The sequence below is a fragment of the Simplicispira sp. 125 genome (assembly GCF_003096555.1).
Lineage (GTDB): Bacteria > Pseudomonadota > Gammaproteobacteria > Burkholderiales > Burkholderiaceae_C > Simplicispira.
On record NZ_QEKM01000001.1, the window covers coordinates 3,558,092 to 3,572,602 of the forward strand.

Sequence of the window (14,511 nt, forward strand, 5' to 3'; positions counted from 1 at the left end):
GGGATTTCCATGTTTGAGTGGATGGCCTGGACCACGCCGGTGGCTGTTTTCTTTGTCTGCATCGCGCTCATGCTGGTTGGCATGACCGTGTGGGAAATCAAATCTCCCACGGTGCTGCGCAAGGGGTTCCTGCCCATTGAAACCACACGCGGCGACCGGCTCTTCATTGGATTGCTGACCGCGGCTTTCATCAATCTGGCCTGGGTGGGTCTGGGTGAAAACATGGTGCAGTGGTTTTCGTTGGAGGCTGCACCGTCGGTATGGATCAGTTTGGTGTTGTCGATGGCGGCGCTGGCCTTTGTCATGCGCAAAGCCTGACGAGGCGGAGCCCTTTCGCGTCGTTTGAGATTTCGAGAAATCCGGCCCGTTCCTCCCCCGCGGCCGGGATTCATTTGTAAAAGGGGAGGCCCAATGAGGAGACAAGTGATGAAGGTTCAACTGAAGGCAGTCGCATTTGCCGCAGCCGCGCTGGCCCTGGGCCAGGCCGCCTGGGCCGGGGAGGCAGAGGCAAAGAAATGGATTGACAGCGAATTTCAGCCCTCCACGCTGAGCAAGGACCAGCAAGCAACCGAATTGAAGTGGTTCATTGAGGCCGCAAAGAAGTTGCAAAGCAAGGGCGTCAAGGAAATTTCGGTGGTTTCCGAGACCTTGACCACACACGAATACGAGTCCAAGACGCTGGCCAAGGCGTTTGAGGAAATTACCGGTATCAAGGTCAAGCACGACCTGATTCAGGAAGGCGATGTGGTCGAGAAGCTGCAGACCTCCATGCAGTCGGGCAAGTCGATCTATGACGGCTGGATCTCGGACTCGGACCTGATCGGTACGCATTACCGCTACGGCAAGATGATGAACCTGACCGACTACATGGCCGGCACGGGTAAAGAGTTCACCAACCCGGGCCTGGATCTGAAGGATTTCATCGGCACCAAGTTCACCACCGCGCCCGACGGCAAGCTTTACCAGCTGCCCGACCAGCAGTTTGCCAACCTGTACTGGTTCCGCGCCGACCTGTTCGACCGCAAGGACATCAAGGACAAGTTCAAGGCCAAATATGGCTACGATCTGGGCGTGCCGCTCAATTGGAGCGCCTACGAAGACATCGCCGAGTTCTTCACCAACGACGTGAAGCAGATTGACGGCAAGCCCATTTACGGCCACATGGACTACGGCAAGAAGGATCCGTCGCTGGGCTGGCGCTTCACCGATGCCTGGCTGTCGATGGCCGGCACGGCCGACATCGGCACGCCCAACGGTCTGCCGATCGATGAGTGGGGTATCCGCGTGGCCGACGACAAGTGCACGCCCGTGGGTGCTTCGGTCGCGCGCGGCGGCGCCACCAACTCGCCGGCCGCCGTCTACGCGCTCACCAAGTACGTGGACTGGATGAAGAAGTACGCGCCCAAGGAAGCCATGGGCATGACCTTTGGCGAATCCGGCCCCGTGCCGGCGCAGGGCCAGATCGCGCAGCAGATCTTCTGGTACACCGCTTTCACGGCCGACATGGTCAAGCCGGGCCTGCCCGTGGTTAACGCGGATGGCACGCCCAAATGGCGCATGGCACCCGGCCCGAACGGTCCATACTGGAAACCCGGCATGCAAAACGGCTACCAGGACGTGGGCTCGTGGTCGTTCTTCAAGGGACACGACGCCGACAAGACGGCGGCCGCCTGGTTGTACGCTCAGTTCGTTACGGCCAAGACGGTGTCGCTGAAGAAAACCATTGTCGGTCTCACGCCGATCCGCGAGAGCGATATCCAGTCCAAGGCGATGACGGATCTGGCGCCCAAGCTGGGTGGTTTGGTCGAGTTTTACCGCAGTCCAGCACGTGTTGCCTGGTCGCCTACCGGCACCAATGTGCCTGATTACCCCAAGCTGGCGCAGTTGTGGTGGAAGAACGTGGCCCAGGCCGTGACGGGCGAAAAGACCCCGCAAAAAGCCATGGACACCCTGGCGGACGAGATGGATCAGGTGATGGCCCGCCTGGAGCGCGCAGGCATGGAACGGTGCGCCCCAAAGCTCAATCCCAAGAGCGATCCGGCCAAATGGTTGAGCGACCAGCATGCCCCTTGGAAGGCCCTGGCCAACGAAAAGCCCAAGGGTGAAACCATTGCCTACGGCAAGCTGCTGCAGGCATGGAAGGAAGGCAAGGTGCGCTGAGCACCTCGTCTCGCAGGCGATTCCTTGGCCGTGTAGTCGGGGGTTGTCTCCCCCGCTCCTTTGTGGAGTGGGGGCTTTAAATGCATTACCGATTGATACCGATGCGCATGGATGCAATCCCACCATGACCACATACCAGAACCCTTTGCTGACTCCACGCGCCGAACTATTGGATCGTCTTGGAGAGCCACGTATTTACGATCTGGTCGTTATTGGTGGAGGCGCCACGGGTTTGGGTGTGGCGCTGGATGCTGCGGTGCGTGGTTTTAGCGTGGCGCTGCTCGAGTCGCACGATTTTGCCAAGGGAACATCATCGCGGGCCACCAAGCTGGTGCATGGCGGAGTGCGCTATCTGGCGCAAGGGAATATTGCCCTGGTGCGCGAAGCGTTGCATGAGCGCACCACCTTGCTGAATAACGCACCACACCTGGCGCAGCCGCTGGCGTTTGTCATGCCCTCGTACCACTGTTGGGAAGCGCCTTTCTATGGCGTAGGGTTGAAGATGTACGACGCTCTTGCGGGCAAGGCGGGGCTGGGTTCTACAGAGTTTATGGGTGCGAAGCAGACGCTGCAGTGTCTGCCGACCGTGCGCGCGCAGGGACTTAAAGGCGGTGTCAAATATTGGGACGGCCAGTTCGACGACGCACGTCTGGCCTTGGCGCTGGCTCGCACGGCGGCTCGCCAAGGGGCTCTGCTGGTGAATTACTGTGCCGCACGCGAATTGCTGCATGAAAATGGGCGGGTCAATGGTGTGGTGTGTGAAAACACTGAGACCGGAACTCGCCACACTCTGCGCGCACGCTGTGTTGTCAATGCAACAGGCGTCTGGGTGGACGCCCTGCGCCAGCAAGATGGCGAGGCCACGGGCCGCCCCGTCCTTCCAATCGTGGCACCCAGCCAGGGTGTGCATGTGGTGGTGGACCGGGAGTTTCTTGCATCTGATCACGCGCTGATGGTGCCCAAGACGGCAGATGGCCGGGTGCTTTTTGCTGTTCCCTGGCTGGGTAAAGTCATCCTGGGCACCACCGACAGCCCGCGGCACGATCTGGAGCGTGAGCCGGAGCCCTTCCCGGAGGAGATGGAGTTCATCCTCCGGGAGTCAGCCCGGTATCTGCGCAAGGCGCCCACCCCTGATGACATTCGGAGCATCTGGGTGGGATTGCGCCCGTTGGTCAAGCCGCAGGACGATGACGGCAACAATACCAAGAGCCTGAGCCGGGAGCACACTGTGCTGGCGAGCCGCAGTGGGTTGGTCACCGTCACTGGCGGCAAATGGACGACCTACCGGGCCATGGCCGAAGATGTCTTGCAGAAGTGTTTTTCAAATGGCTTGCTCGACTACAAGCCTGCTGGAGTGACTGCCCACTTTCCGCTCGTGGGGTCGCCCAGCACACCTGTGCACCATCGCATGTGCGATGCACAGGGCTGGCATTCGTACGGCGCTGAAGCAGACTTTGTGCGCCAGCTCCCGGGAGCCGAGCGCGATCTGGGAGAGGGTGTCAACGAAGCCATGGTGCGATTTGCGGCAAGATATGAATATGCACGCACAGTGGAAGATGTTCTTGCGCGGAGGTGGCGCGTCCTCTTTCTGAATGCGCGACGGGCCGCGGAAATGGCATCTGATGTGGCAGAAATTTTGCAGCAGGAGACAGGGCATGATCCGCAGCCAGCGGCCTTCGTCTCCTTGGCGGAGCAGTATCTTCGTGTACCCCGCTAACGAGGATCGTCAAAAAGCGCTTGACGAGCCTACGATTTTTTGCAATACTCCAAGGCTTCGCTAAGAAATCAGCGAAATTCTGCCCAGGAAAGCCTTGCAAATGGTTTGCAAGGTGGACGACGGGCCCAAGACTGACTGGCTGCTGGGTGTTTCTCGAGGATCTCGGGATGTACATGGCTTCTGGTGCAAGTTGGGAATAATGAAATGATCCAGACAGAAACTCGGTTAGACGTTGCCGACAACACCGGCGCGAAGTCCGTCCTGTGCATCAAGGTGCTGGGTGGGTCCAAGCGCCGCTATGCCAGCGTGGGCGACATCATCAAGGTGAGCGTCAAAGAAGCTGCGCCTCGTGGTCGTGTCAAGAAGGGCGAAATTTACAGTGCCGTGGTGGTTCGTACCGCCAAGGGTATTCGCCGTGGCGATGGCTCGCTTGTGAAATTCGATGGCAATGCTGCGGTGTTGCTCAATGCAAAGCTGGAGCCCATTGGCACCCGCATCTTCGGACCCGTGACGCGCGAACTGCGCAACGAAAAGTTCATGAAGATCGTGTCCCTGGCTCCTGAAGTTCTCTAAGGACAGTGCGATGAACAAGATTCGCAAGGGCGACGAAATCGTCGTGCTCACAGGGCGCGACAAGGGCAAGCGCGGCACGGTGTCGCTGCGCAAAGATGACTCGTATCTGGTCATCGAGGGCATCAACCTCGTGAAGAAGCACGTCAAGCCGAACCCCATGAAGGGTACGACGGGCGGCATCGTCGAGAAGGCCATGCCGATTCACCAGTCCAATGTGGCGATCTACAACGCTGCGACGGGCAAGGCTGACCGTGTCGGCATCAAGGTGCAGGCGGACGGCTCGCGTGTCCGCACATACAAATCCAGCGGCGCTGAAATCAAGACGGCCTAAGGGGTAAAAAATGGCACGACTCCAACAACACTACCGCGAAAAAGTCGCACCTGAACTCATGAAGCAGTTTGGGTACACGTCGCCCATGCAGGTTCCGCGTCTTAGCAAAATCACCCTCAACATGGGTGTGAGTGAGGCTGTGGCCGACAAGAAGGTCATGGATCACGCTGTCTCCGATCTGTCCAAGATTGCAGGGCAAAAGCCTGTGGTCACCAAGGCCAAGAAGGCTATTGCGGGTTTCAAGATTCGCGAAGAGCAGGCCATTGGCTGCATGGTGACGCTGCGTGGCGTTCAGATGTACGAGTTTCTCGATCGCTTTGTTACTGTGGCTCTGCCGCGTGTACGGGACTTCCGGGGTATCTCCGGTCGCTCTTTTGATGGCCGTGGCAACTACAACATCGGCGTCAAGGAGCAGATCATTTTTCCTGAAATCGAGTACGACAAGGTTGACGCGCTGCGTGGCCTGAATATCAGCATCACCACGACGGCAACAACCGATGAAGAGTGCAAGGCACTGCTCACGGGTTTCCGTTTTCCGTTCAAGAACTGAGGCGGCGTATGGCTAAAGTAGCATTGATCCAGCGCGAACTCAAGCGCGAAAAACTGGCAGCCAAATATGCAGCAAAGTATGCTGAACTCAAGGCTGTCGCAACCGACGTCAAGCGCAGTGATGAAGAGCGTGAAGCAGCCCGTTTGGGTCTGCAGAAGCTGCCGCGCAACGCCAACCCCACGCGCCAGCGCAACCGCTGTGCAATCACGGGTCGTCCCCGTGGTACCTTCCGTCAGTTCGGTCTGGCCCGCGCCAAGATTCGCGAGCTGGCCTTCGCTGGCGACATCCCGGGTGTCACCAAGGCCAGCTGGTAAGCAGGCAGGAGAGATACAACATGAGCATGAGTGATCCTATCGCTGACTTGCTGACCCGCATCCGCAATGCCCAAATGGTTTCCAAGGCTACCGTGATGGTGCCGTCTTCCAAGGTGAAGACCGCTATCGTTCAGGTGCTGAAGGACGAAGGGTACATTGACGGATTCCAGGTCAAAACCGACGGTGGCAAGTCTGAAATTGAAATAGCCCTGAAGTACCACGCTGGACGCCCGGTTATCGAGCGTATCGAGCGCGTGAGCCGCCCTGGCTTGCGTGTGTACAAGGGTCGTGATTCCATTCCACAAGTCATGAACGGCCTGGGTGTGGCAATTGTCACCACCCCCAAGGGTGTCATGACCGATCGCAAAGCGCGCGCTACCGGAGTCGGTGGTGAAGTGCTCTGCTATGTGGCCTAAGCGCGGCATTGAGGAGAAACTGAAATGTCTCGAGTAGGAAAAATGCCTGTGACCATCCCCGCTGGCGTGGATGTGTCAGTTAAAGATGACCAGATCTCTGTCAAGGGCTCTGGTGGCGCGTTGTCATTGGCGCAAAACATGCTGGTCAAAGTGTCCAGCAATGAGGGCAAGCTGAGCTTTGTTCCAGCCAATGATTCGCGTGAAGCCAATGCCATGAGCGGCACCATTCGCCAGTTGGTTAACAACATGGTCGTGGGTGTCAGCAAGGGTTTTGAAAAGAAACTCAACCTGGTCGGCGTGGGCTACAAGGCTTCGGCCTCCGGTTCCAAGCTGAATCTGGCCGTGGGTTATTCACACCCTGTCAATTTTGAAATGCCTGCTGGCATCACTGTCGCAACGCCAACGCCCACGGAAGTGGTTGTCAAGGGTGCGGACCGTCAGCGCGTAGGTCAGATTGCTGCAGAGATCCGTGCGGTTCGTCCGCCCGAGCCTTACAAGGGCAAGGGAATCCGTTATGCGGACGAAAAGATCACGATCAAAGAGACCAAGAAGAAATAAGGAGCTGCAACATGTTGACCAAGAAAGAGCAGCGTCTTCGTCGGGCCCGTCAGACACGCATCCGCATTGCACAGCAAGGCGTGGCGCGACTGACTGTAAACCGTACGAATCTCCATATCTATGCAGCCGTGATTTCCGGCGATGGCAGCAAAGTGCTGGCCAGCGCATCCACCGCAGAAGCCGATGTGCGTGCAGCACTGGGCGGATCTGGCAAGGGTGGCAACGCAGCGGCAGCACAGGTTATCGGCAAGCGTATTGCCGAAAAAGCCAAGCAGGCAGGCGTGGAGAAGGTTGCATTTGATCGTGCAGGTTTTGCCTATCACGGCCGCGTCAAGGCTCTTGCCGACGCCGCACGTGAAGCGGGTCTGCAGTTCTAAGCGGAACGGAATACAAAATGGCTAAATTTCAACCCCGAGTGCAAGACGAAGGCCGCGACGACGGCATGCGCGAAAAGATGATTGCGGTCAACCGCGTCACCAAAGTCGTGAAGGGCGGTCGTATTCTCGGTTTTGCTGCCCTGACCGTTGTTGGTGATGGCGATGGCCGCGTGGGCATGGGCAAAGGAAAATCCAAGGAAGTGCCAGCTGCAGTGCAGAAGGCAATGGAAGAGGCTCGCCGCAATATGGTGAAGGTGTCGCTGAAGAACGGCACAATTCACCATCAGGTAACGGGTCACCACGGTGCGGCCCACGTCATGATGGCGCCGGCTCCCAAGGGGACTGGCATTATTGCTGGCGGCCCAATGCGCGCCGTGTTCGAAGTCATGGGAATGACGGATATCGTGGCCAAGAGCCATGGTTCATCGAATCCCTACAACATGGTCCGTGCCACATTTGACGCGCTCACCAATTCCACCACACCGGCGGAAGTGGCATCCAAGCGCGGCAAGACGGTCGAAGACCTCTTCGTCTGACAGGAGCCTGGACAATGTCTACACAACAAACCGTGAAGATTCAGCTGGTACGCAGCCCGATTGGGACCAAGGTCACCCATCGTGCAACCGTACGTGGCCTCGGGCTGCGCAAGCTGAACAGTGTCAGCGAATTGCAGGATACGCCTGCAGTGCGCGGCATGATCAACAAGATCAGTTATCTGGTCAAAGTCCTCTGAGAGGTAAATGATGGAACTTAATAACATCAAGCCAGCAGAAGGTTCAAAGCACGCCAAGCGTCGCGTCGGTCGGGGCATTGGCTCTGGTTTGGGCAAGACGGCTGGTCGCGGCCACAAAGGGCAAAAGTCGCGCTCTGGTGGCTACCACAAGGTTGGCTTTGAAGGTGGTCAGATGCCGCTGCAGCGCCGCCTTCCAAAGCGTGGCTTCAAGTCGCAGACTCTGAAGTTCAATGCAGAAGTTACGCTCACGGCGCTGACCCAGCTTGGTCTGGCGGAGATCGACATGCTCGCTCTCAAGCAGGCTGGTCTGGTCGGACAAAACGCCAAGGTCGTGAAAGTGATCAACACCGGAGCCATTGGTTCGGCGGTGAAGCTTACCGGCATCGGTGCAACGGCAGGTGCCAAGGCTGCGATTGAAGCAGCTGGCGGCTCTATCGCCTGACTCGGCATTAAGGAAAGCTTCTGTGGCAACTAGCGCTGCACAAATAGCAAAAACCGGCAAGTACGGCGATTTGCGTCGCCGACTGGTATTTTTGCTGATGGCGCTGGTCGTATACCGTATCGGGGCGCATATCCCCGTTCCTGGTATCGATCCGGCCCAACTCAAGCAACTTTTCAGTGGCCAACAAGGCATATTGAACTTGTTCAATATGTTTTCAGGCGGGGCGCTTTCGCGTTTTACCGTGTTTGCATTGGGAATCATGCCGTACATCTCGGCATCGATCATCATGCAGCTCATGACCTACGCGGTGCCCACATTTGAACAGCTAAAAAAAGAGGGTGAGGCAGGGCGTCGAAAGATCACCCAGTACACCCGCTATGGAACCTTGGGGCTGGCAATCTTCCAGTCATTAGGGATTGCCGTGGCGCTGGAAAGTTCTGCAGGTTTGGTGCTTGTGCCTGGGTTTGGTTTTCGCATGACGGCCGTGGTAAGCCTTACGGCAGGAACAATATTCCTGATGTGGCTCGGCGAGCAGATTACTGAGCGCGGCTTGGGTAACGGTATATCGATCCTGATTTTCGCAGGTATCGCAGCCGGTTTGCCTAGCTCTATCGGTGGACTGTTGGAGTTGGTTCGTACAGGTGCCATGAGCATCATTGCCGCCATCTTCATCGTACTGGTGGTTGGGCTGGTGACCTACTTCGTGGTTTACGTCGAGCGTGGGCAGCGGAAAATTCTTGTTAACTACGCCAGGCGGCAGGTAGGCAACAAGGTCTATGGCGGTCAGTCATCTCATCTTCCTTTGAAGCTGAATATGGCAGGTGTGATTCCTCCGATCTTCGCATCGTCCATCATTCTTCTTCCAGCGACGGTGGTGAACTGGTTCAGCGCAGGCGAGTCGATGCGTTGGCTGAAAGATATATCAGGAGCACTCACGCCAGGGCAACCTATTTACGTGATGTTCTATGCAACGGCCATCATCTTCTTCTGTTTTTTCTATACGGCACTTGTGTTCAATAGCCGTGAAACCGCAGACAATCTGAAGAAAAGTGGTGCGTTCATACCTGGCATTCGGCCAGGTGAACAGACTGCGCGCTACATTGATAAAATTCTGCTGCGTCTCACGTTGATTGGTGCGATCTACATCACGTTCGTGTGCTTGCTGCCTGAGTTTTTGATCATTAAATACAACGTGCCTTTCTATTTTGGTGGCACCTCGTTGCTGATCATTGTGGTGGTGACTATGGACTTCATGGCACAGGTGCAAAATTATCTGATGTCTCAGCAGTATGACTCGCTGCTCAAGAAGGCGAATTTCAAGTCGGGAGCAGGTGCTTGACGGCGTTTGCCACCAAGTTATTTGCATATTTATGGCGCGCTGCGGTCAAAAGCTGGCGTGATTTAAAAGATGTATGCCTTGTGCTATGCACAGGCTTACAAGGTGTTTCAGGCATGCAGCCGGAGCGCTATCTGGTTTTAGGAGTATGAAATGAGAGTCTCGGCTTCGGTCAAGAAAATCTGTCGTAACTGCAAGATCATCCGCCGCAAAGGTGTGGTGCGTGTGATCTGTACTGACCAGCGCCACAAGCAGCGCCAGGGTTGAACAGGAAAGCATTAGAGGACGCACATGGCACGTATCGCTGGTATCAATATTCCGCCGCACAAGCATGCAGAGATTGGCTTAACTGCTATTTTCGGCATTGGTCGCACACGCGCTCGCAAAATTTGCGAAGCATGCGACATCGCTTATTCCAAAAAGATCAAAGATCTATCGGACGGTGATCTGGAAAAAATTCGCGACCAGATTGCGCAGTTCACCATTGAGGGTGACCTTCGCCGCGAAACCACGATGAACATCAAGCGTTTGATGGACATTGGTTGCTACCGGGGTTTCCGCCATCGCCGCGGACTGCCCATGCGCGGTCAGCGCACGCGCACAAACGCACGCACTCGCAAGGGTCCGCGCAAGGGTGCCGCTGCACTGAAAAAATAAAGAGATTGAAAGATCAATATGGCCAAGTCTCCTGCCAATAACGCCTCACAGCGTGTACGCAAAAAAGTTCGCAAGAACGTTTCGGATGGTGTTGCCCACGTGCATGCATCGTTCAATAACACCATCATCACAATTACCGATCGCCAGGGCAACGCACTGTCGTGGGCATCGTCAGGTGGTCAAGGGTTCAAGGGTTCGCGCAAATCAACGCCTTTCGCCGCCCAGGTAGCTTCAGAAACGGCGGGTCGTGCAGCTATTGAGCAAGGTATTAAAAACCTGGATGTGGAAATCAAGGGCCCTGGCCCTGGACGTGAATCTTCGGTACGCGCCCTTGGTGCCCTAGGTATCCGCATCACGTCGATTTCTGATGTGACCCCGGTACCCCACAACGGCTGCCGCCCGCAAAAACGCCGTCGCATTTAATTGATTTAACAAGCCCACCGCCGTCTGCGCCGGTTTAGCCGCTGCAGACGGCTCCCGCAATGGTTTGCGGAAGATGACATAGAAGGATATTCAAGTGGCACGCTATCTCGGCCCCAAGGCCAAACTCTCTCGCCGTGAAGGCACCGACCTGTTCCTCAAGAGCGCACGCCGCTCGATTGCGGACAAGTCGAAGTTTGATTCCAAACCCGGCCAGCATGGTCGCACCTCGGGTCAGCGCACGTCTGACTATGGCCTCCAACTGCGCGAAAAGCAGAAGGTCAAGCGCATGTACGGCATCCTGGAAAAGCAATTCCGCCGTTATTTCGAGGCCGCTGACCGTCGCAAGGGCAACACGGGTGCCAACCTGTTGTCGTTGTTGGAGTGCCGCCTGGACAACGTGGTGTATCGCATGGGCTTTGGCTCTACGCGCGCAGAAGCTCGTCAGCTTGTGTCCCACAAGGCAATGACTGTCAATGGGCAGTCTGTCAATATCCCTTCGTACCTGGTCAAGGCTGGTGACGTGGTGGCTGTGCGCGAAAAATCCAAGAATCAAGGCCGTATTGCTGAGGCGCTACAGCTCGCACAGCAAGTCGGTATGCCTGCTTGGGTTGAGGTCGATGCTGCCAAGGCAGAAGGAGTCTTCAAGAAGGTTCCTGATCGGGACGAATTTGGTGCAGATATCAACGAATCCTTGATTGTTGAGCTGTACTCGCGCTAAGCACTGAGCGCAATCACCGTAGAAAATCGTTCCTACACCGCAAGGCATTGCGGTGTAGGCGCTTCACCAGCCTTACCGGTGTAACGAGCTGGGGGTATTGAGAGGAAGTCTGCATGCAAACAAATTTGCTGAAACCCAAGGCTATCAATGTAGAGCAGCTAGGCCACAACCGGGCCAAAGTCGCACTGGAGCCGTTCGAGCGCGGATATGGGCACACGTTGGGCAATGCCATTCGGCGCGTTCTGCTCTCGTCCATGGTGGGTTATGCAGCGACAGAAGTGACGATCGCAGGCGTGCTCCACGAGTATTCCTCGATTGATGGTGTTCAGGAAGATGTGGTCAACATCTTGTTGAATCTCAAAGGCGTTGTGTTCAAGCTGCATAACCGTGACGAAGTCACGCTCAGCCTTCGAAAAGACGGCGATGGCGTCGTAACTGCACGCGATATCCAGACACCCCACGACGTGGAGATCGTGAACCCGGATCATGTGATCGCCCACTTGTCGCAAGGCGGCAAATTGGATATGCAGATCAAGGTCGAGAAGGGCCGTGGCTACGTCCCGGGCAATCAACGCCGATTCTCGGATGAAACATCCAAGTCGATTGGACGGATCGTTCTCGACGCTTCGTTCTCCCCAGTCAAGCGGGTCAGCTACACGGTTGAAAGCGCTCGTGTCGAGCAGCGGACCGACTTGGATAAGCTGGTCGTTGAGATTGAAACCAATGGCGCGATCACTGCAGAAGATGCGGTTCGCGCGTCGGCAAAGATTTTGGTTGAACAATTGGCAGTTTTTGCGCAGCTCGAAGGCGGAGATATGCCCGTCTTCCCCGAGCCGGGCAGCCAGCGCGGCAATGCCACGTTTGATCCGATTCTGTTGCGTCCCGTCGATGAACTTGAACTTACCGTGCGTTCGGCCAATTGCTTGAAGGCTGAAAACATTTACTACATTGGCGATCTCATTCAGCGTACTGAGAATGAACTCCTGAAGACCCCGAACTTGGGTCGTAAGTCGCTCAACGAAATCAAGGAAGTGCTCGCATCGCGCGGCCTGACCTTAGGAATGAAGCTTGAAAACTGGCCGCCAGCCGGTTTGGACAAGCGGTAAGCTATAATTTTGGTCCCCATAAGGGGAGTGCCTTGGGCAGTACCTGATACGGCTGCCCGATTTAACGATATATAAGGAAAGCACCATGCGCCACGGTCACGGACTCCGCAAACTCAACCGCACCACCTCGCACCGCCTTGCGATGTTGCAAAACATGATGAATTCGCTGCTGCAACACGAAGCCATCAAAACCACAGTGCCAAAAGCCAAAGAACTGCGTCGTGTGGTCGAGCCCATGATCACTTTGGCCAAGGTGGACACTGTTGCTAACCGGCGTTTGGCGTTTGACCGTCTGCGCGACCGTGACATGGTTACCAAGTTGTTCAATGACCTGGGTCCCCGCTTCAATGCGCGTCCCGGTGGTTACACCCGTATTCTGAAGATGGGTTACCGCGTTGGCGACAATGCACCAATGGCCTTGGTTGAACTGGTGGATCGTGCTGATGCAAATAATTCTAGCGAGAGCTCTGAAAAGTAAGCTATAATATACTTCTTACCGCGCGATGGAGCAGTCTGGTAGCTCGTTGGGCTCATAACCCAAAGGTCGGAGGTTCAAATCCTTCTCGCGCAACCAATATGCAAGCGGTCTCCGCTGTCAGTAAACGCCCACTTTTTAGTGGGCGTTTTTGTTTTTGCCCATCGATATCTTGTGAGGTCGGCAAGTGGCCAATGGGCCTCAGCCCTGGCGCCAATGGCGTGCTGGGAAGGAATTTCGTGAACTATCAATCATCTGTTTCGATCGATGGTTCACCTGCGCGCTGCAGCCTCAATGCACTGTCGTACAGAGCATTGCGTGGTGAACCGGTAATGGTCGCGGCGAGGCGCACCGCAGACTTCAAAGGCAATTCTTGCAAAAGCAGTTGAAGAATGCGCAGACTGTCTCTTGTATCCGTGATCGCAGCAACCGGATGCACAAGTACGACGAATTCGCCGCGCGATCGATGGGGATCTGCTTGCAGCCAAGACGCAAGAGCGTGGGCCGGCAGTGTGGTGATTTCCTCAAACTGCTTGGTCAGCTCGCGTGCCAACGTGACTGGACGATGGCCCAGGGCTGACAAGGCGTGTGCCAGTTCTTGAATGCGGTGCGGCGCTTCCAGCAGCACGATGCCGCGGGGTTCCTGCTGCAGGCGCTGCACACGCATGTTGCGCTCAGCTGCCTTGGTTGGCAAGAATCCTGAAAATACAAAACCGTCGCTCCCACTGGCAATCATTCCGGCCACGCTAATGGCCGTCGTGATGCTGCTCGCGCCAGGCAGACCCATCACGCGCAGTTCTGCCGCACGCACCGCAGCAACCAGGCGTGCCCCAGGATCGCTAACGCCTGGGGTGCCCGCGTCGCTAACGTAAGCCACCCGCTCGCCTTGCTGCAATCGGGCAATTACTGCCTGTGCAGACTCAGCTTCATTGTGCTGGTGCACGGCAAGCAGTTGGCTTCGTTCCTTGTCGATGCCATAGATTCTCAGCATGCCTTGGGTGTGGCGCGTGTCCTCACAAGCCAAGGTATCCGCCAACTGCAGCACGTGCAGCGCGCGAAGCGTGATGTCTGCAAGATTGCCGATGGGGGTGGCAACCACATACAAGGTCGCTTGAGGATAATGCTGGTCTGCGGCCGCTTCGCGGGCGGCACCCAAGGCTGATGCGAAAGATGCGCTCAATGGATTTCCTTGACAAGATATTTACCGGCAAGACGACCACACGCGCGAAAGGCAATGCTGCGGAGGATCTTGCATGGACCCATTTGCAGGCTGCCGGTCTGCGACTGCTTGCGCGCAATTATCGAACGCCAGGACGTGGTGGCGGAGAAATCGACGTGATTGTGCAGGAGCCCGACGGAACTGTGGTGTTTGTCGAGGTGCGCAGGCGTTCCAGCCGCGCATTCGGTGGCGCCGGGGCCAGTATTTCATCGTTGAAGCAGCGGCGCATCATCTTCGCTGCGCGTCATTTTCTGCTGCGATGGGGCGCACCGCCCCCGTGCCGTTTCGATGTGGTTCTGGTGGAGGGCGAAGTCGAATGGATCAAGGCAGCTTTTGATGCGCCTTGAGTGAATAGGCGAAGAAGACAAGGTACCGATTGCTACAAAATTCATAACACCGAGGGGTA

General features: G+C 56.5%; 22 protein-coding genes and 1 tRNA gene. 22 read left to right on the forward strand and 1 reads right to left on the reverse strand.

Going from position 1 to position 14,511, the window contains the following annotated elements; translation table 11 throughout:
* The first annotated feature begins 9 nt into the window (after positions 1-9).
* The 21 genes from C8D04_RS16630 (at position 10) to C8D04_RS16730 (ending at position 12,985) form a co-directional block, all read left to right on the forward strand.
* Entirely contained in the window at positions 10-318 is a 309-nt protein-coding gene (locus C8D04_RS16630) for a DUF2160 domain-containing protein (protein ID WP_116005823.1), read from the forward strand.
* 108 nt (positions 319-426) lie between these two features.
* The gene (locus tag C8D04_RS16635; protein WP_116005824.1) at positions 427-2,160 is read left to right on the forward strand and encodes an ABC transporter substrate-binding protein; all 1,734 of its coding nucleotides are present in this window, start codon (positions 427-429) and stop codon (positions 2,158-2,160) included.
* Between the two features lie 124 nt (positions 2,161-2,284).
* Positions 2,285-3,877, forward strand: coding sequence for a glycerol-3-phosphate dehydrogenase/oxidase (locus C8D04_RS16640; protein ID WP_116005825.1), 1,593 nt, complete (start codon positions 2,285-2,287; stop codon positions 3,875-3,877).
* A 204-nt stretch (positions 3,878-4,081) separates the two neighbouring features.
* The gene (gene rplN, locus C8D04_RS16645) at positions 4,082-4,450 is read left to right on the forward strand and encodes a 50S ribosomal protein L14 (RefSeq protein WP_116005826.1); all 369 of its coding nucleotides are present in this window, start codon (positions 4,082-4,084) and stop codon (positions 4,448-4,450) included.
* Between the two features lie 10 nt (positions 4,451-4,460).
* Positions 4,461-4,781 carry a 50S ribosomal protein L24 gene (rplX, locus tag C8D04_RS16650; protein ID WP_116005827.1) on the forward strand — a complete coding sequence of 107 codons (321 nt, stop codon included), beginning with the start codon at positions 4,461-4,463 and terminating at the stop codon, positions 4,779-4,781.
* 10 nt (positions 4,782-4,791) lie between these two features.
* Complete coding sequence (gene rplE / locus C8D04_RS16655) at positions 4,792-5,331, forward strand: 50S ribosomal protein L5 (RefSeq protein ID WP_116005828.1); 540 nt, start codon at positions 4,792-4,794, stop codon at positions 5,329-5,331.
* Positions 5,332-5,339: 8 nt separating this feature from the next.
* Complete coding sequence (gene rpsN, locus C8D04_RS16660) at positions 5,340-5,645, forward strand: 30S ribosomal protein S14 (RefSeq protein ID WP_116005829.1); 306 nt, start codon at positions 5,340-5,342, stop codon at positions 5,643-5,645.
* Between the two features lie 20 nt (positions 5,646-5,665).
* Positions 5,666-6,061, forward strand: a complete 396-nt coding sequence (rpsH, locus tag C8D04_RS16665) for a 30S ribosomal protein S8 (RefSeq protein ID WP_116005830.1) — start codon at positions 5,666-5,668, stop codon at positions 6,059-6,061.
* Between the two features lie 24 nt (positions 6,062-6,085).
* Complete coding sequence (gene rplF, locus C8D04_RS16670) at positions 6,086-6,619, forward strand: 50S ribosomal protein L6 (protein WP_116005831.1); 534 nt, start codon at positions 6,086-6,088, stop codon at positions 6,617-6,619.
* A gap of 11 nt (positions 6,620-6,630) precedes the next feature.
* Positions 6,631-6,996 carry a 50S ribosomal protein L18 gene (gene rplR, locus C8D04_RS16675; protein WP_116005832.1) on the forward strand — a complete coding sequence of 122 codons (366 nt, stop codon included), beginning with the start codon at positions 6,631-6,633 and terminating at the stop codon, positions 6,994-6,996.
* A 17-nt stretch (positions 6,997-7,013) separates the two neighbouring features.
* Complete coding sequence (gene rpsE, locus C8D04_RS16680) at positions 7,014-7,532, forward strand: 30S ribosomal protein S5 (protein ID WP_116005833.1); 519 nt, start codon at positions 7,014-7,016, stop codon at positions 7,530-7,532.
* A 14-nt stretch (positions 7,533-7,546) separates the two neighbouring features.
* Positions 7,547-7,729: a 50S ribosomal protein L30 gene (rpmD, locus tag C8D04_RS16685; RefSeq protein ID WP_116005834.1), complete on the forward strand. Its 183-nt coding sequence runs from the start codon at positions 7,547-7,549 to the stop codon at positions 7,727-7,729.
* Positions 7,730-7,739: 10 nt separating this feature from the next.
* The gene (rplO, locus tag C8D04_RS16690; RefSeq protein WP_116006247.1) at positions 7,740-8,171 is read left to right on the forward strand and encodes a 50S ribosomal protein L15; all 432 of its coding nucleotides are present in this window, start codon (positions 7,740-7,742) and stop codon (positions 8,169-8,171) included.
* A 22-nt stretch (positions 8,172-8,193) separates the two neighbouring features.
* On the forward strand, positions 8,194-9,510 hold the full coding sequence (secY, locus tag C8D04_RS16695; protein WP_116005835.1) for a preprotein translocase subunit SecY: 1,317 nt from the start codon (positions 8,194-8,196) through the stop codon (positions 9,508-9,510).
* A gap of 150 nt (positions 9,511-9,660) precedes the next feature.
* A complete protein-coding gene (gene rpmJ, locus C8D04_RS16700; RefSeq protein ID WP_003050535.1) occupies positions 9,661-9,774 on the forward strand; it encodes a 50S ribosomal protein L36 in 114 nt (37 codons plus the stop codon).
* A gap of 24 nt (positions 9,775-9,798) precedes the next feature.
* Positions 9,799-10,164 carry a 30S ribosomal protein S13 gene (gene rpsM, locus C8D04_RS16705; RefSeq protein WP_116005836.1) on the forward strand — a complete coding sequence of 122 codons (366 nt, stop codon included), beginning with the start codon at positions 9,799-9,801 and terminating at the stop codon, positions 10,162-10,164.
* Positions 10,165-10,182: 18 nt separating this feature from the next.
* Positions 10,183-10,587 carry a 30S ribosomal protein S11 gene (gene rpsK / locus C8D04_RS16710; protein WP_116005837.1) on the forward strand — a complete coding sequence of 135 codons (405 nt, stop codon included), beginning with the start codon at positions 10,183-10,185 and terminating at the stop codon, positions 10,585-10,587.
* A 94-nt stretch (positions 10,588-10,681) separates the two neighbouring features.
* On the forward strand, positions 10,682-11,305 hold the full coding sequence (rpsD, locus tag C8D04_RS16715) for a 30S ribosomal protein S4 (protein ID WP_116005838.1): 624 nt from the start codon (positions 10,682-10,684) through the stop codon (positions 11,303-11,305).
* Between the two features lie 113 nt (positions 11,306-11,418).
* Positions 11,419-12,411 (forward strand): DNA-directed RNA polymerase subunit alpha, encoded by a 993-nt coding sequence (rpoA, locus tag C8D04_RS16720; RefSeq protein ID WP_116005839.1) that lies wholly within the window; start codon positions 11,419-11,421, stop codon positions 12,409-12,411.
* 85 nt (positions 12,412-12,496) lie between these two features.
* Entirely contained in the window at positions 12,497-12,889 is a 393-nt protein-coding gene (gene rplQ, locus C8D04_RS16725; RefSeq protein WP_116005840.1) for a 50S ribosomal protein L17, read from the forward strand.
* A 19-nt stretch (positions 12,890-12,908) separates the two neighbouring features.
* Positions 12,909-12,985: transfer RNA gene (locus C8D04_RS16730), tRNA-Met, on the forward strand.
* Between the two features lie 148 nt (positions 12,986-13,133).
* On the opposite strand, the gene rsmI is transcribed toward C8D04_RS16730, so the two are convergent.
* Positions 13,134-14,066 carry a 16S rRNA (cytidine(1402)-2'-O)-methyltransferase gene (gene rsmI, locus C8D04_RS16735; RefSeq protein ID WP_116005841.1) on the reverse strand — a complete coding sequence of 311 codons (933 nt, stop codon included), beginning with the start codon at positions 14,064-14,066 and terminating at the stop codon, positions 13,134-13,136.
* On the opposite strand from rsmI, the gene C8D04_RS16740 reads away from it, so the two are divergent.
* Positions 14,048-14,452 (forward strand): YraN family protein, encoded by a 405-nt coding sequence (locus C8D04_RS16740; RefSeq protein WP_199563023.1) that lies wholly within the window; start codon positions 14,048-14,050, stop codon positions 14,450-14,452. The genes rsmI and C8D04_RS16740 overlap by 19 nt on opposite strands.
* The last annotated feature ends 59 nt before the right edge of the window (positions 14,453-14,511 follow it).